10 protein-coding genes are annotated in these 17,501 nt (G+C 63.9%); 1 reads left to right on the forward strand and 9 read right to left on the reverse strand.

The genetic code is table 11. The features are described from left to right. Positions 1-19 precede the first annotated feature (19 nt). From VFG49_RS08490 to VFG49_RS08520, 7 genes are all read right to left on the reverse strand, one after another. Positions 20-1,981, reverse strand: coding sequence for a S8 family serine peptidase (locus VFG49_RS08490; protein ID WP_324859413.1), 1,962 nt, complete (start codon positions 1,979-1,981; stop codon positions 20-22). A gap of 109 nt (positions 1,982-2,090) precedes the next feature. Beyond that, the gene (locus VFG49_RS08495) at positions 2,091-7,823 is read right to left on the reverse strand and encodes an ESPR-type extended signal peptide-containing protein (protein WP_324859415.1); all 5,733 of its coding nucleotides are present in this window, start codon (positions 7,821-7,823) and stop codon (positions 2,091-2,093) included. Positions 7,824-8,440: 617 nt separating this feature from the next. Further along, on the reverse strand, positions 8,441-9,406 hold the full coding sequence (locus VFG49_RS08500) for a helix-turn-helix domain-containing protein (RefSeq protein WP_324859417.1): 966 nt from the start codon (positions 9,404-9,406) through the stop codon (positions 8,441-8,443). 455 nt (positions 9,407-9,861) lie between these two features. After that, the gene (locus VFG49_RS08505; protein ID WP_324859419.1) at positions 9,862-11,643 is read right to left on the reverse strand and encodes an aspartyl protease family protein; all 1,782 of its coding nucleotides are present in this window, start codon (positions 11,641-11,643) and stop codon (positions 9,862-9,864) included. Positions 11,644-11,715: 72 nt separating this feature from the next. Further along, positions 11,716-12,198, reverse strand: coding sequence for a hypothetical protein (locus VFG49_RS08510; protein WP_324859421.1), 483 nt, complete (start codon positions 12,196-12,198; stop codon positions 11,716-11,718). Positions 12,199-12,444: 246 nt separating this feature from the next. Beyond that, positions 12,445-12,879 carry a VOC family protein gene (locus VFG49_RS08515; RefSeq protein ID WP_324859422.1) on the reverse strand — a complete coding sequence of 145 codons (435 nt, stop codon included), beginning with the start codon at positions 12,877-12,879 and terminating at the stop codon, positions 12,445-12,447. Positions 12,880-12,940: 61 nt separating this feature from the next. Beyond that, a complete protein-coding gene (locus VFG49_RS08520) occupies positions 12,941-13,312 on the reverse strand; it encodes a hypothetical protein (protein ID WP_324859424.1) in 372 nt (123 codons plus the stop codon). 391 nt (positions 13,313-13,703) lie between these two features. Here VFG49_RS08520 and VFG49_RS08525 point away from each other — a divergent pair, with 391 nt between their 5' ends. Continuing rightward, entirely contained in the window at positions 13,704-15,032 is a 1,329-nt protein-coding gene (locus VFG49_RS08525; RefSeq protein WP_324859426.1) for a hypothetical protein, read from the forward strand. A 94-nt stretch (positions 15,033-15,126) separates the two neighbouring features. Here VFG49_RS08525 and VFG49_RS08530 read toward each other — a convergent pair whose 3' ends face one another. Further along, entirely contained in the window at positions 15,127-16,659 is a 1,533-nt protein-coding gene (locus VFG49_RS08530; protein WP_324859428.1) for a glycoside hydrolase family 1 protein, read from the reverse strand. A 170-nt stretch (positions 16,660-16,829) separates the two neighbouring features. After that, on the reverse strand, positions 16,830-17,501 hold a 672-nt coding region (locus VFG49_RS08535), incomplete at its 5' end, for a hypothetical protein (RefSeq protein WP_324859430.1).

The raw sequence follows: 17,501 nt of genomic DNA on the forward strand, positions 1-17,501 counted from the left end.
TTCCGGGAGTTGCTGCCACTTACATGGTGTAGGACGCGAGGATGCTCAGGCCGCTGTACGCCGCCACGCCCACGATGCGGATGTAGTACGTGGTGGTGGCCGGCGTGCGGAACACGGCCGTCTCGGTGTTGCCGGGACGTGCGGAGACCACGTCGGCGTCGCTGCCGTCGGCGGCAGGTGCGGTACCGGCCTTGGCGTATAGCGTCACTTCACCGGTGCCGCCGAAGCTGCGCAGGCTGAGGTTCTTGGCGCCGGCCGGCACCACGATCGAGTACAGCGTGGACGAACCCGCCGTGCCGGACTGGCCGGCCAGCGTCACGTTGGCCGTCAGCGCAGTGGCGTTGGAGCCATCGTCGCCGCCACCGCCGTCGTTGGAACCACCCACGGCCTTCTGCACAGCGGCGTAGGCGTCGACGATGCCTGCACCGATCGGATGATCTTCGGCCACCGGGAAGGCGCGTGCGGTTGAGGTCAGGATGTCCTTGATCTGCGCCGGCGTGGAGGCGGTAAGGCCCGCGTCCTTCTCGGCACCCAGGATCATCGCCACAATGCCCGACACGTGCGGCGTCGCCTGCGAGGTGCCAGCCATGCCGCCATAGGTCGCGGTAGCGGGCACGGTGGCGCCGTTGTTGATGGTGGACCACACGAAGCCGGTCGGATTGGCTTCGTCGCCGCTCGACGCATCGTTCACGTAGATGCCGCCGCCCGGGGCGGAAATCGTGACGCCGGTACCGTAGTTGGAATAGAACGCGCGCTTGCCGGTGATGCCGTTGGAGGCCACCGAAATCACACCGGGACAGCTGGCCGGGCTGGCATTGGCCACGTCTTCACCGGAGTTGCCCGCAGCGACCACCACGGTAGTGCCGCGCGAGATAGCGCCGGCAATGGCGACGCCGAATGCATCGTCGGCCGAGCAAGCGCCTTCACCGCCCAGGCTCATGCTGATCACCTGCGCCGGATTCTGGTTGTCCGGCACGCCGTCGACGTGGCCGCCCGAGGCCCAGGTAATCGCGTCAGCAATGTCCGAGGTCAGACCGCCGCAATGGCCCAGCACGCGGACCGGCAGTACGTGCGCCGAATGCGCGATGCCCGCCATGCCCGTGGAATTGTTGGTCAGCTCGGCAATGGTGCCGGACACGTGCGTGCCGTGCCAGCTGCTGGGTTCGCCGCTGTCACCGGCATCGCGGCACTCGGCATAGGCAGTGCCCGTGGTCCAGTCGCCCGTATCCATGCCGCCGGCGGCACGACCATCGGCAGCGCGGCCGGACACCAGCGCAACCGAGGTGAAGTCATAGCCGGCGCTGGCCAGCGACTCGTCCAGATCCGGATGCGCGGTGATGCCGGTATCGAGCACGGCCACGGTGACACCGGCGCCGTCAGCCACGGTCCACGCCTTCTCCACGTCAGCGGAGCCGGCGTCGCTGGCGGTGACGGGCTGCATATGCCACTGGTACTGGGCGTAATAGCCGTCGTTCGGCGCGCCGGTCAGCATGTCCTGCGGCTTGAGCGTGCCGCCCACGGTCTGCGTGGCGGCCACGTCGCGCACCAGGCGCATCATCACGTCCGGCTCCACATGAGCCACGGCCGGATCGCTGGCGATCTGCGCCATCAGCTTGCCCGCTTCGGCGGTGCTGAGCTTGCGCGAGGTATGCAGCACGTGACCGCCGATGGCGAGCTTGCGTACATAGCCCACACTTACCGCGGCCTGGCTGGCACCCAGGCTGTTGATGGTGGCGCGATCCAGGCCCACGTGCGAGATGGCGGTGCGGACATTCTGCGTGGCAGCGTTGCCATCCACGCTTTCGGTGGTGCCGTTGCGGTAGGTGACGATGAAGCGGTCGTAGGTCTGCTGCGCCTTCATGTGGCTGAGGCTGAGCTTGGCGTTGATCGCCGGCGCCGCGTCGGTGGCGTAGGCGGAAGGCAGTGCCAGCGCGAGCGCTGCTGCGAGCGCGCACGTCTTGATGGAGCGGATCTTGAACATGTTGACTCCCCGATGGATGTGGACTTGTGGTCCCTGATGCGAACGTCCCTGGCCCGGCCGGTGCGCGTGCAGCGACCGGGCCTTTGACGAGTGCGTGGTTGAAGAGGAATTACCAGCCGAAACTGACGCCGACCGTGCCGCTGGACTCGCCGCCGCCGGCGATGGTGCCGCCGACGATCACCGCGCCATTGCCCGGCAGGCTGTGCGCATAACCCACGGCCAATGCGCCCTGCCCGCCGTAGCCACCGACCGCCGCGCTGACGCGGTTGTCGGTGCCCGGCGCCGCGGCGATGGCGCCGGCCATGCCCGCCATGGCCGAACCCATCGCGCCAACGCGATCCAGGCGGGTGTTGACCGTGTGGAACTGGTCATTGACCTGGTCCTTGAACGCGGTGAAGTCGCTGGTGCTCACGCCGTTGGCCAGCTTGGTGTCGGTGTAGGCCTTGGCGCTGCTGAGCGTCGCGGCATCGCCGGAGTCGGCATACGTCTTCGCCGTGGCAATCGCGTCCGACGTGGCGGCATCGAGCTGGCCCTTGTTCACCGCATCCGTTGCGGCCGATCCGGCCGCGACGTTGGTCACCTGGCGTTCCGCGCCCACGCTGCCCACCGACACCGTGTTGGCACGATCAGCCACGGAGTTGGCACCGAGAGCGACGCTGTTGGTGGCGGCGGCATTCACCGTTGCTGCCTGGCCTACGGCGGTGCCGCTGGCTGCCTGCACATTGGTGTCGGCACCCACGGCGACGGCATTGGTGGCGGTCGCCGCGATGATGGCGTTGTTGCCAACGGCCGTGCTGCCGTCCGCGCCGATCACCGCGCCCTTGCCGATGGCGGTATCGCGGCCGTCGGTGGCCACGCTACCCTGGCCGACGGCAAAGCCGTTGCCGCTGCCCTGCGCCACGCCGCTCAGCTGGTTCATCTGGGTGCCGAGGTTGGCGATGCTGCCCAGCGCGCCGCTCATCGCACCGTCGAGTGCGCCCAGTGCGTCACCGACGTTGTTATAGGCGCTACCCTGGATCAGGTACGACGGCGGCGTGAAGCCGTTGGCGCCATAACTGGCACTGCCGCCCATCAGCTGCGCGACGGCATTGCCCAACGTGCCCATCGAGCCGCTGATGCTGCTGCTATTGCTGAGCAAGGCCTGATTGAGCTGGGCCACATTGACGGCATCCATGTCGCCGGTACCGGCCGCCACATTGCCAAGCCTGGTGCCGGATTCGCCACCCAACGTGATGCTGGCCTTGCCGGCGTCGTCATACATCACGCTGCCGGACAGCGTGCTGTTCACGCCCTGCATGGCGTTGTTCAACTGCGACACGTTCACCGCATCGGTGCCCTGCGTACCGGCGGCAACGTTGACGATCTGACGCTCCGCACCCGCACTGCCCACCGACACGGTGTTGGCGCGATCGGCAATCGAATAGGTGCCCAGTGCCACGCTATTGGTGCCAGCTGCCTTTACCACGGACCAGTAGCCAATAGCCGTCCCGTTTTCCGCAGCACCGCTCACTGACGCTGCGTTGCCGATAGCCACGCTGCTGTCTGCAAACGCGGTGGCACCCATACCGATGGCCGTTGCCGAATCACCCGGGGCAGAGGCATGCGCACCCACCGCGGTGGCGAAGTCACCAAAGGCCTTAGCGCTGCCACCGATGCCGGTGGCGTTGAAGCCTTCGACGTCAGTGAAATCACCCAGGGCTGTGGCCTCGCTGTTGGTCGCACGCGCCATCAAGCCCAGCGCGGTACCGAACACGCCACTGGCATTGCTGTTCATGCCGACCGCCACCGAACCGATGCCGGTGGCCGAGGCCGGTGCGAAATCACCATTGATGGTGCCCCCCTGGCCATCGTGCGGACCAAACGCTTCGTACGGATGCGAGGCATTGAGCTGCGCCACGTTCACCGCGTCGGTGTCGGCCGTGCCGGCAGCCACGTTGGTGATCTGGCGTTCCGCACCGGCACTGCCCACCGACACGGAGTTGGCGCGATCAGCCACCGAGTTCGCACCCAGCGCCACGCTGTTGTCGGCGCTGGCGATGGCGTTGTAGCCGACCGCACTGCTGAATTCGCCGATCGCCGTCGAGCCGCTGCCCAGCGCCGCCGAGCCCGTGCCCTGCGCAAAGCTGGCCGAACCCACCGCCGTGCCGTAATCGCCGATGGCCAGTGCGTCGTCGCTGCCGTCGCCCACGCCGTTGGCAGCCAGGTAATGCGAGGCCGTGCCGGTGGCGGCGTTGAGCTGCGCCACATTCACCGCATCGGTGTCCTGCGTGCCCTGCGCCACGTTGACGATCTGGCGTTCGCTGCCTGCCGCGCCCACCGACACCGTATTGGCGCGGTCGGCGATCGAGTTGCCACCCAGTGCCACGGCGTTGGTGGTACCCGCCATCACCGTGGCGAACTTGCCCACGGCGGTGCCGCTGGTGGCATTGGACAGGACCTTCGCGGCTTCGCCGATGGCGGTGCCGCCCGAGGCAAACGCCGTGGCACCGGCACCCACGGCCGTGGCGTTTTCACCCGGCGTCGACGCGTGTGCGCCCATCGCGGTGGAATAGTCACCGTACGACTTCGAGCTGCCGCCGACCGCCGTGGAAGCAAAGCCTTCGGCATCGGTCCAGTCGCCAATCGACACGGTCTCGCTGTTGTTGGCGCGCGCCACCAAGCCGAGCGCCGTGCCGAACACGCCGCGCGCCTGCGAATTCATTCCCACCGCGACGGCGCCCACGCCGGTAGCGGAAGCCGGTACATAGTTGCCATTGATGCCGCCACCCGGGCCATCGTGCGGACCAAACGCTTCGTACTGGTTGGACTGATTGAGCTGCGCCACGTTCACCGCATCGGTGTCCGCCGTACCGGCAGCCACGTTGGTGATCTGGCGTTCCGCACCGGCACTGCCCACCGACACGGAGTTGATGCGATCAGCCACCGAGTTCGCACCCAGCGCCACGCTGTTGTCGGCGCTCGCAACAGCGTTGTAGCCCACCGCGCTGCTGAACTCGCCCAATGCCGTGGTGCCGCTGCCAATGGCAGACGAACCCGTGCCCTGCGCAAAGCTGGCCGAACCCACCGCCGTGGCGTAATCACCGATGGCCAGTGCATCGTCGCTGCCATCACCCGCACCGTTGGCGGAGACGTAATGCGATGCCGTGCCGGCGACTGCGTTGAGCTGCGCGACGTTCACCGCATCATTTGCATCAGTGCCAGCAGCCACGTTGGTGATCTGCCGCTTGGTAGTGTTGCTGCCCACCGACACGGTATTGGCGCGCGTGGCCTGTGAGTTCGCACCCAGTGCGATCGCACTGGTCGCGGTACCCTGTACCGCGGCACCCGCGCCGATGGCGATGCCACCCGAAGCTGCGCTTGCCACGGTGGACCCCACGCCCACGGCCACGCCGGTGCGTGCCGATGTCTGGCTGGCATAGCCCAGCGCCACGGCATAGTCGCCGCCGGCATAGGTACGCGCGCCGATGGCCACGCCGAAATCGTTCTTGGCGAGACTCAAGGTGCCCTGCGCAATGCTCATCCGGCCATCGGCCTCGGCCATGGTGCCCATGGCAATCGCGCTATATGCCTCAGTGCCGGTCATTGCGCCCGGGCCCACAGCGGTCGACGCCAGACCCTTGGCCGTCGTGCCCACCAGCAAGCCCGTGGGCATGTTGTAGAGCACGCCGCCCGCATCCACCGGCGCGCCGATGGCCACGCTGGAGTTGCCACTGGCCAGTGCACCGTTGCCAAAGGCGGACGAAGCCACGCCCGTGGCCCCCGCATACCCGCCGACCGCCGTGGAACCATCTTGCGCCTGGCTGCCCAGGCCTACGGCAACCGCCTGGCCGCCGGTGGCCTGCGCGGCATAACCTGCGGCCACGCTGTAGCCACCCGTGGCCTGTGCATACGAGCCCGAGGCCGTTGCACCGTCACCACTGGAAACACTGTTGTCGCCGATGGCCGATGCATGCACGCCGCTGGCCTGCGCATTCTCTCCGTAGGCCGAGCTGTGTTCGCCCGACGCCACGCTGTTGTAGCCCGTCGCCGTGCTGAAGCCGCCTACGGCCGTCGCGCCGCTGCCCACGGCCGAAGCACCCGTGTTGCCCGCAAAACTCGATGCGCCGATGCTGGTCGTATAGTCGCCCAGGGCATACGCCTGGTTGCCGATCGATACGCTCTGTTCGCCCGAAGCCGTGGCACCCACACCCATCGCCTGCGACTGGTTGCTGCTCGCCGACGCATCAGCGCCGATGGCCATCGCGTCGCTCACGTCCTGGCTGGGATCATCGATGTCGGCGTTCGGATTGCCAGCCATCGCTCCCACGCCGATGGCCATGTTGCGCGAACCGTAGCCACCGCCGGCCCAGGCGTTGGCGCCCAGCGCCATGTCATCGGTGTATGCCGCCACGGCGTTGTGGCCCAGGGCTACGCTGTCCTGGCCGTAGGCCACGCTGGCAAAGCCCACGGCCGTGGCGCCGTCATACTGCGTCACGCTTTCGCGGCCGATGGCGACCGTGCCGTCACCCGCCGCGAACGCCTTGTAGCCCACAGCCACCGAGCCGCTCAGCGCACCGTCGCCGTCATCCTGGCTGCCGCCGGCGTACGAGAGCGTGCCAAGTGCCGTGGCGAAATCACCGAAAGCGATGGCGGCAGCGCCATAGGCATTGGAGCCCTTGCCGTAGGCCCAGGTGGTTTCGCCGCCGTTGCCGTGCGCGGGCAGGCGGCCGTCATTGTTGGCGTCAAACCATCCGCCGATGGCGGTGGAACCTGCACCGATGGAATAGGTACCCGAACCCAGCGCCACCGAACCATTGCCATAGCTGACGGCCTTGGTGCCGATGGCGGTTCCGTTCACGGTGTTCTGCGCAACCCCGGACTGATACCCGATCGCCACGCCGTTCTGCGCATTGGAGAACGCTATGGCCTCGTTACCGATCACGATGCTGTTGGTGGAACCGTGTGCAACGCCGTTGTTGTCCACGCCGTCGGTCGCCATGGCGCCATTGCCGATGACGATCGCACCCGACGACAACGCGCCCGTGCCCGACGCCGCGCCAAGCACGATGCTGTTATCGGCCTGCGCATTGGCCGACGTACCCAGCGCAACCGCATTGACGCCCGAGGCGGCGGATCCGGCGCCCAGCGCTGTCGCCGCGTTTCCTGCCGCGTTGGCATTGGCGCCAAGCGCCACGCTGTTGTCGGTCTGTGCCTGTGCGCTGGCACCGATGGCTACGCTGTTGCTGCCCAGGGATTGGGCATCGTCGGTGCCATCGTTGCTGCCGTTGGCCTTGAGGTAACGCGTGGCGTTGCCCAGATCGTCCTGCGCCTGCGCAGAAGCGGCATCGAGCTGCTCCTTGTTCACGGCGTCGTGGGCATTGGTGCCATCGGCAACGTTGGTGATGCGACGCTCGCTGCCCGCCGTACCGACCGAAACGGTGTTGGCTTCATTGGCCAATGAGCCCTGGCCAAGCGCCACGCTGTTTGCCGCCTTGGCATTGCTGGCGTCGCCCACTGCGACAGCGTTTTTCCCTGACGCCTTGGCGGCGTTGCCGACGGCCGTGCTGTGGTTGCCGGTGGCGGCCGTGTTGTTGCCCAACGCCGTGGCGTATTGGCCCGTGGCGGCAGCCACCTCGCCGCAAGCGAGCGAGTTGGTGGTTGCCGTCGGTTCCATGCCCGCGGTGAATGTTCCGGTACAGACGGCCGCATGCGAGGCAAGCGGTGCAAAAGACAGGGCAAGCGCGAGTGCTGCACCTGCGCGGGCTACGCCACGACGGCCCTTGCCATTGCTTCTCGCCAATTCGGAGGCAACGACCACCGCGCCGAGCGATGGATTCCAGATTTTGCTGTAGATCGTGTTCATAGGTATCTCCCCGTGATCTTCGCCAGGCTCGTCTGAGCCGGATTCAAAGTCGTCGAGCTCGCTCCCCGATGACCGGCGTTTGCCGGTCCTGCACGCGACGCGAAGTACGAGGGTCGTGTGCCACAAGCTCGTCCGATCAAGGGTGAACCGTGGAAAACGCATGCGTCACGCACACCTTTTCTCGTGATTTCACGGTATTCACGAAGCACACGGCGGGCTCCGGATGGCCCGGAAACTTCGTACCGTCATCGATCAGGAGGCGCTGCTGCGCGGCGCGCGAAAAATATGCCGGCCAGAGAACGGTGTAGCTGATCTGCGCGAAGAGAGGCATGCAGCACGCGGCGTGAACCGCCACGTCTCACGCTATCCCATTCCTGCAAAAAGTCGGCGCTCGCCCTGCCCGGTCAAAAAGCGACAGACAGTTCCGCATCCGTCATCCGTGCGCATGTCTTCGGCACGGCGGGCGCATCAATGCGCGCGCATCGCAACATAGCGATCGGATATGAAACCATCATGACGAGTGCGACACGGCGATCGCGCTCGCTCATGCGCGAGTCACGGCATCGCCTCCGCACTGGGCGCGGCATCGCCTGCGCCATCCATGCGCGATGCGCCCGCTACTGAAGAGGCTTGTTGGCGCGCGAGGGGGACTTCTTCGCCATGGCGGCAGAGGGATGCACACCGTAGATCCGCTTGTACAAACCGGAGAATCGACCAAAATCCCATACGCCAAAGCGGGCACATATGCCGGCAACCGTTTCCTCGTCGCCGGCATCGCGCAAGGCGTCATGGATATTCCTTATCCGCTGCAACACGAGGAAGCGATAAGGGCTTATGCCGAAATGCTCATTGAACACGGCGTGCAAGGTGCGACTTGATACGTCCGATGCACGGCACAGGTCCAGGATCTGCACAGGCTCGCTACCCGCCGCTTCCAGCAGTTGCAGCGTGCGGTCCAGGATCTTCCCCCGCGACAGCCTGGGGCGGCCTTGCGCAACCTGCTTTTCGAAGGTCATCGATTGCACGGCTTCATAGATGGCCCAGGAGAGTTGCGAAGACACCGTACGCGGCGCAGCCCCTTGCAGGACATCCTCGCCGGCATCGCAAACCTCGAAGATCCTGTTGATCAGGCCCTTGAGTCGCTCCACGCGCGCATCGCCCACGGGGGCGAGGAGATGCTGCTGAATGGCAGGACGAAAATCCTCATGCGTCAGATCCAGCCAATGGGCGACTGTTTCGCAGTCAATGCTGACACCCATCCACGCCATGGCGTCGCTGTTGTACACGTGGAAATCGCGGGACGTCGCAAGCCAGCTCAGGGTGGAGACGTTGGCCTGTTCGCCGTTGACCAGCACCGATCCTCCTTCGGAAAGCGGAAAGAACAAGCCTGCGTTCCCGGGACCGCAGGCGCCCTGGTAGATGCTTCCGCCACCGTTGTATCCGACCATCAGCTCAAAGCCATCCAGCGCGATGTGCCGGATGTGCCAGTCCCCCGTGCTCTTGCGCACGGGGATGTAGCGCCCTTCGACGCCGCGCATGGCATGTTCGAACTCGTCGATGGTCAGGCCCGTCAGTCGGCCCACGGATCAACTCCTATTGGCTTGGAGGCATGGCCGCACGCAGCCTCGCTTCCGCTTGTCGCAGAGAGGTGGACGAATCAGGAATGCGTCCCACCGCGCCATACGGCGCGCTGATAACCAACCGGCAAGCCCAAAGCCAACGGGGTTCGGGCCGCTCTTGGCGCCGAGGTTGGTATCTATGTATACCGTGCGCGAATCCGTCGGCCTACGTAAATCAGGCAAAAAGCAACGGATGCAGATAAAAAATGGGGGCGCTTGGCAAAACTGCAAGCGGGTTTCGCACAGCACGCCTTCACAGGATCATGATGCGCCGGGGCAAACGAGTGAGCTCTAGCTTCGGGGAAGCCGTCTCAGCCTCGTTGATAGCGCCGCCGGCCGCCCGCCAGAGCGCCTTCGCGCCAGTACGCGCGCATACGGCAGCGCTCAGGCGTGAATCCGTGGCAGACGTGATGACGTGCCTAAGGCGTCGACGCGCTCAAGCCGAGCTTCGCGGCGCGGCTCTCGATGCGCGGATCGAGCGCGCGCGCGGACGCGAGATCGGCATTTCCCGCCGCAATCTGACCGCTTCGAACCTTCGCCAGGCCAAGTCCATAGCGCGACCACGCAGAACGCGGCTCAAGCACCAAGGCCTGCTCGTACGCCTTGATCGCGTCGCCATAACGCGCCAGCCGGAGCTCAATCAGTCCCAGGCTGTCGAGATAGGTCGGCTGGTCGCCATCGCGCTGGATCGCCCTTCGGCAATCCTTGAGGGCATCGTCCAGCATCTGGTTGCTCAGGCCGCGTGCCCAGCAACGCTCGTTGAGTGCCGACCCGAGCATCGCATCGTTGCCGTGCAGTCGAATCCAGTTGTCGAGCAGCGGCAGCGCCGAGGCAGGTTGATCAAGTTCGATGTAGAGCGCAGCCAGGGTGCGCGTCTGCGCAGATCCCGCCGCTGCCAGGGCGCTTGCCGCGGACGCGTCGGCCAACGCGCCCTCGCGATCCTTGCGCGCGAAGCGAAAATGGGCGCGCATCAGCAAGGCGTCAAGGTTGCCTGCTTCCATGTTCAGCGATTTGTCGAGATCGGCCAGTGCTGCGTCGGGTTGCTGGTTCGCCTCACGTGCACTCGCGCGGGCAACGTAGTAAGCCGCCTGGCTCGGGGCCAGCCGAATCGCCTCGTCCAGATCGGCCAAGGCAGCCCTGGTTTCGCCGCGCGACAAATGCGCCTGTCCCGATAGCGCGTAGTCGCCCGCAGTTTTGGGCGAGGCAGTGCCCTCTCCCGCAGCGCTGCCCGCATCAGGCCCTGCGGTATCGCCTGTTGCCGCGGCAAAGGCAAACACGCGGCCGCCGTTGTACGAGAAATAGGCTTTCTTCTTGCTGTTGGCGATGAACATGCGATGGGCGAGCAGAAAATCCAGGCCAAGCAGCATGTCGGTCCTGTCGCCGATCCGTCCATCGATCACCAGCACCTGGCTGTTCTGGATCGTTTCCGAGCCCACCGAAAACGAATCGACGTGCACCATCCAGGTCTTCACCGGCTTGGCACCAATGCCAATGCTGACACCGCCAGCCTCGATGCCTGTCGCAGCGAGGTTTATGCCAGACCGCTCGGCCGCATCGCGGCTCAGCACCGTGGCCGGCGCTCCCGAATCGAGCACCGCGCGCACTTTCCTGCCATTGATCGTCACATCGAAAAAAGTGCGCCGGTCGAAGGGATTCTCGGACGCCACGATATCGGCAACGTTGTACTTGCCGTCTTTCGCCCAGTACGCCAACGAAGCATTATCGCAGTGCTCTGCCTTGAAAAGCGTCAGCTTGCCATGCGAAAGATCCATCTCCAGATCGGCAAGATCGAGCAGGTTCGCCCCAAGCAAACCGGTGCCCGCATCAGTACCGCCGACGATGAAGTCCACATTGTCTAGCGTCGTGCCGAGTATGCCGAACGCCTTGACGTGCGCCTGCTGGACACTCGCCGAACCGCCGATGCCACTGAGGCGAAAGCCAAAGGGCGCAGGCTGGAGCTTGAGCCCCAGCGATGCCGCATTGGCGCTCGACATGGTGTTGAAGAAAGCGCCGGTGTCGATGATGAAGCGCGTGCTGATGCCATTGATTTTCACCATGGTGGTAGCACGGCTTCCCACCACTTCCACGGGCATGGTTCCGTAGTCCTTCAAACGGCAGTCTTCAGCCCATGCGCTGACGGCTGGCAAAAGGCCGAGACCGACGCAGCACAGGCGCAACAATCCGACGAGGACTTTTGACATGAATGGCCTCAAGGCATGCTCGTGACGCCAAGCAGCACGGTGATCATAGTCTTACGGCGGACGGCGCGTTCATCAAGGCAAGCGCGCAAAGTAATGCGTGCGCATGATGGGCAGCCCATCGTTTCCGAAATAGACGGCCGTCTCGATGAGCGACCTGCCATCGGCAGAGACGGTGTAGATGCGCGTGGACGCCGGCACCCCGCCCTCTGCCAACGCCATGATCAGCACGTTGGGAGCGGGCATCTTGAAGGCGGCGGTATCGGCCTCGTCGCTGCCTTTAACGGCAGACGACTTGCCATCCAGCGTGGCGGTTCCCGTGGAGTGATTCTCCGAGCCGTTGGCGTACACGATGTCAACTTTCGTTAACCACCTGCCAGCGCCATCGTCGCTGAAGGTGATGATGGCGCTCTTCGGTCGACCCTCCGGCGGCATCGGCAAGCGAGACACGTCGACAGCCCAACTGCCAATCAAGGGAGACGAATTGCGCGACTGGGAAACCGCCGGTTCGCTTCGCATCAGTCCGACGAGCAACACGATTGGCAGCAGGGCCTTCACGGTTATCTCCTTTATCCTCAATATTTCAAGATGTCAGCGCATTGCCGCTTCCATTTCCCAGAGAGGCTCGCTCCGACAGACCCAGCCACTCGTGACCGTATGGGTCATGAGCGAGGGCCATGAACACACCCGCCTCGGGACGCGAACACTCGCAATATGGCAACCGGCAGCATGCAACAAGGCATTAGGCGCTTGCTGAGCTGCTTTTCTGCATGGCGGCTGCCGCACACGAGCAAGCTTCCCTGCTCAAGCCAGCTGCTCGGCGAGCCCGACGATGATGCCTTCCGGCCCACGGATGTAGGCGAGCCGGTACGAGTCTTCGTACTGCATCTGTCCGATGAGTTCGGCGCCGTGAGCCTGCATGTGGGCGACGAGTGCATTGATATCGTCGACAGCGAACATGATGCGACGCAGGCCAAGTGTGTTTACCGGCGCTTTCACGGGCCCGAACCGCACCGCATCGGGTGTATGGAATTTGTCCAGTTCAATGCCCTGGCCATCGGGAGTTCGCATCATCGCGAGGGTTGCCCGGACATCCGTGAGCCCGATCAAGCTGCCGATCGCAGGCCCGTCAACCGTCGTTTGACCCTCAAGCTCCAGGCCCAGTTCGATGAAGAACGACTTCACGGCTTCGAGGTCATCGACAACGATGAGGATGTTGTCCATTCGTTTGAGCGTCATGTCGTTCTGTTCCCGCTTTAGTGATGGTGGCCGCTTTCGGCGGCTCAGTATGGATTCCCGATCAGCTTCCCGATGACTTCCGCACTTCCGACACGAGCGCAGCAATATCCGCTTCGCTCAGTGAATTCAGTTCCTGATAGGCGGCATCGGTGACACGCTTATCGCCCTGGCATTCGCCGCGAAGCGCGTACCCGTCGTCGTCAGCGATGAAGGTGAAATGGAAACGAACGGCCTTGTTGGTCGGGGCAGACACGATCCGGACGGACTTCCCGTCTTCGCAGTCATAGACAAGCCACGCGGTCTTTCCAAACTGCTTGGCCATGGGACCGATGCTGCACTTCATTTTTGAGGGCGCTTCAGCACGAACCTGCGGCAACAGGACCGATGACGCCAGCAACAGCGGAAGCATCATCCAAAGCACGAACACTTTCATGTTATCCCCTGTATTTACAGTCGTGCGATTGAAGATGACGGACTGTCAGGTCGCAATGATCCGTTGGGCCATGCCACCGTCTCCTGATGAAAGCCTGTTCGGCATCACCAAGGCCTGCTGCTCAATAGAGAATCCTTGCACCCCTGCGCCCGCTTCGATTCCATGGCGGGCATCGCCAGCATGCCCAATGCCCCCATCCGCGGCAAGGAACGCAGGGGCCAACATGCTGGCTATAGGCTCGACATGCACGGGGAATGCCGCGTGCTCACATGGTTCGGCCACAAGCATGCCTTTTGGATGGCCATCTCGCCTCCGCCCCTGACACTGTCACCGATGCGCTTTTCCGAGGACTCTCTTAGACTCCGGCGAGAACCTGGCAGGAAGCGATGCGATGCAACGATCAGTGCTTCTGGTTTCTCTTTGGCTGCTTATGGTGCTCATGTCCGTCAGCTGTCTGGCATCGGATGGGCCAACCGAGACTGCGAACATCACCCTTGGTCATTCGACCGTGCCCTTGACTGGACCGTGGCGGTTTCACATAGGAGATGATGATCGTTGGTCCTCGCCGGACTTCGATGACAGCGCGTGGGAAACAGTCGATTTCACTCCCGCGCCCGGCGCGCATGACGGCGATGTCGGATTGCCGGGCTACGTCACCGGTTGGAACCAGCGTGGCCATGCGCATTACACCGGCTACGCGTGGTATCGGATGAAGGTTACCGTCGACGGCGACCTGGGCTCCTCGCTCGCCCTGGCGGGACCCACCCTGGTTGATTCAACCTATCAGGTCTATGTAAACGGAAAGCTGCTCGGCGGACCCGGCGTGTTCTCCGGTACATCGCCTACCGTGTTCGCCGTTCGGCCGAGCGTGTTTCCCTTGCCCACTTCATCGCCGGTAGGCGCGCGTACGTACCTCATTGCGTTTCGCGTCTGGATGGACCCGCTTGACGGTGGCCAGGAAAGCGGCGGCATCCACGTCGCGCCGGTGATTGGCGATGCGAAAAGCATCGATGCATTGTTCCAGGTGCAATGGCTACAGACATTCAAGGGCTATGTGGCCGATGCGATCGAGCCGCTCGCCTTTGTCTTGCTCGCCATCATGGCGACGGGGCTGATGTTGAGCCGAACGGGTGATTCCTATCGCTGGCTCATGGCAGCGCTGATTCTCCTTGCACTGCTACGCGTCAACCAGGTGCTGTTCTTCTGGACGCCGTATCTCAGCTTGCGCGGCTATGACATCGCCGTATCCGTGCTGCTAAGGCCGCTCGTCCTGGCGGCATGGACGTTGGCGTGGCGAGACTGGTTTCGCCTGAATGGAAGCACGTGGCTGTGGCACGCAGTCAGCGTGCTGACTTTGGCATACGTGGTTGTTGCGCTGATTGGCCGCCCCTGGTTCGCACCGGAGACCACCCTCGGTCTCAAGGCGGCTGCCGGTATCGTTGGAGAAGGCATTCGGGTGGCATTTGCGGCGCTTTATCTGTGGGTCGTCGGCCGTGGCGTGATGCAATCAAGGAAGCCATCCACGTATTTCGCCGCACTTGCCGCGATCCTGGTGGGCATTGGCCTGTTCGCAACGGAGCTCAACGCACTCGGCATTCCGGGAATCTGGTTTCCCTTTGGAACGGGAGTGGCGAGAGGCCAGTACGCCTACGCCGCCTTCATCGCGCTTTTGTTCGTGTTGATACTGATGCGGTCGGTCGGATATGCGCGAAGAAAGTAGCGTGGAGCGCTGCCATTCGCTTCTGCGGCAAGCCTGCCTTCTTTCACTCCAGGTCGCGGGCGCCCGGTACGGACCAGCACGGCTAGTCCAAATCTCATCGACCGGTTGCGTTGGCGGCCGTCTCCGGGTCTGCCAGATATTGGCTCAGCATCGCCGCGCTCAATCCATTGGCATGGGCGATGTCACCGTAGAGAGCCGCCGAAGGGCGAGGCGTGCGATGGAAATCATGTTCGTAGTCCACCGCGAACAGGCCGAACCTGGCATCGAACCCTTCCACCCATTCGAAATTGTCGATCAACGACCAGTGGACATAGGAGCGGATGTCGACACCGTCCCGCCGTGCGAGCCAGGCCTCACGCACATGCGCTACCAGGTAGCGCTGCCTTTTCTTGTCGTCGGCGGCGCCATCGGCCGTTCCGTTCTCCAGGATCATCAAGGGTTTGGCGTAGCGCTTGCCCACCTTGGTGAGCATCTCGTAGAAGCCGCGCGGATAAGAGGGCCAACCCAGATCGTTCCGCTCCTCGTGAGGCAGGTCGGGCGCGATATTGCCGACGTCGGGTGCGAAGGGATGTCGCCAGTCGCCGCGCACATAATTCCGGCTGTAGTAATTGACTCCAACGTAGTCCTCGGTGCCGGCCAGGCCCTCGATCGGCACGTCGATGCCGGTCGTGGTGAGTCGCATGCGGCCACTGGCCACCGCATCCAGGAAATCCCAGTTCCACGCCTTGTCGACCACCCAGGCGAGCGCCCGGTCGAGTGGCGAATAGCGGTTGTAGGGCTCGAAGACTTCGAGGTTCTGGGTCAACCCCACTGAAACCGATGCGCCACGCGCCCTGGCTACGCGGTGCAGCACGCGATAAGCCTCGACGTGCGCACGCAGCAGCGCGGCATACACGTCTCTCGCACCAGCGAAGTCGCCGCGCTTCTCGCCCGGCGGGTAGGACCCGATGACATAACCGTCATAGAGATAGACCATCGGTTCGTTGAGCGTGCACCAGATCCGCACCTCGGGAATGAAGTTCTGCGCGACCGCGTCGACGTAGGCCTGCCAGAGCATCAATGCATCGGCACGCTCCCATCCACGCTTGCCACCGGTGTCCGCCTCGAAGAACCAGGACGGCGAGACATAGTGGAAGAGCGTCACCACCGGCTCGATGCCACGGCTGCGCATGGCAGCGAAAATCCTGTGGTAATAGGCGATGGCTTCAGGGTCGGGCTGGGTCATGCCGGCGCGCGGAAACAGGCGCGCCCATTCGATCGAGACACGGAAGGCATTGAGGCCGAGCTGCGCGGCGGCATCGATATCCTGGTCGTAAAGGAGGTCGAAGCCTGCCTTGTGGATTCGCACCTGATCCGACCATCGACCAAGATCGTGGATATCTCCGGGGGGCGTGGCGCCGATCTTCTCGCCCTGCGCGAAACGATGGCCTCGAAATACCTCCGCCTCGAATTTTGTCCAGTCACTGGCCGGCACGCTCTCCGTTTGTTGCCCGGCCATCGCGACGCCCCACAGGAAGCCCCTGGGAAACACCATCGCTTGCACCGGTGCCGGGGTTTCACGCTGTTCGCCGCGCCCCGGCAGGATCAGGCAAAGCACCATGAATCCGAGAACGAGCAGAACGAACACGCCTATGGCCGCCAGGCCCTTCCCGCTGCGCCCAAGGAAATACGGTCCTGTTTTCCCAACCATCACTCGCCCCCAAGCTCGTTACGATTCTTCGGAATACGCGTTGGATCGAAAGTGGAACGCTCGGAACGCCGATCGCTCAGATGAGTGTTTCGCAGGTCAACCGGGTGCTATGGCTCAAGTACGAATGACGTGCGCAGAGGCACAGCCACCTGCCTTACGTTGTCCTTGATCGACACACGCACGATCCATTCGCCAGCAGGATCGCCCGGATCACCGGTGAATCCGATCACCGCGTTCGAGAGATAGAGATAGGTCGGCGGTCCTTGGAGAGGGCCTTTGAAACAGGGCGCATCAACCTGGTGGATCGAGGTTGTTCCGTTCGGCCGCACGACGTCGATATCACACCTGACATCCGCTGAGCCGCGCGAGTCGAGAAGGGGATTCGCGAAGAACGTCAGCACAAAAACCTGCTTGCCCCTGGCAACGGTTTTCGCCTCGGTGAAGTGCGGAACCGTATCTGATGGTGTTTGCCACTTGGCTTGCCAGTCCGCATCGGACGTGACGATCAGCGATCCGCCAAATCCACCGACGGACTTTCTGGATTCGGTGTTCGGCGCTGGCTGGCCTTTGGCGTCTTTCCAACCCTCTTGGCCGAGCGCCGGCAGCGCCAACAAGGCCAATAGAAGCAAACCCAGTTTCCTTGCCATGAGCCCCCCTGACTCGACACGTTTGCGCGAGTGTTCGGGCGACGCGCCGGCGGTGTCAAGGGAATGCAGCCAACGGCGTTCGCTTCGGGTCAGGCGGTGATGGCGGGTCGGCAAACGCTGGTGCTCGGGCCC

Source organism: Dyella sp. (genome assembly GCF_035685885.1).
GTDB lineage: Bacteria > Pseudomonadota > Gammaproteobacteria > Xanthomonadales > Rhodanobacteraceae > Dyella.

Coding starts and splice junctions, on each gene's coding strand:
- VFG49_RS08520 (WP_324859424.1), bottom strand. CDS start 13,312: ATGAAAGTGTTCGTGCTTTGGATGATGCTTCCGCTGTTGCTGGCGTCA.
- VFG49_RS08525 (WP_324859426.1), top strand. CDS start 13,704: ATGCAACGATCAGTGCTTCTGGTTTCTCTTTGGCTGCTTATGGTGCTC.
- VFG49_RS08495 (WP_324859415.1), bottom strand. CDS start 7,823: ATGAACACGATCTACAGCAAAATCTGGAATCCATCGCTCGGCGCGGTG.
- VFG49_RS08490 (WP_324859413.1), bottom strand. CDS start 1,981: ATGTTCAAGATCCGCTCCATCAAGACGTGCGCGCTCGCAGCAGCGCTC.
- VFG49_RS08505 (WP_324859419.1), bottom strand. CDS start 11,643: ATGTCAAAAGTCCTCGTCGGATTGTTGCGCCTGTGCTGCGTCGGTCTC.
- VFG49_RS08515 (WP_324859422.1), bottom strand. CDS start 12,879: ATGACGCTCAAACGAATGGACAACATCCTCATCGTTGTCGATGACCTC.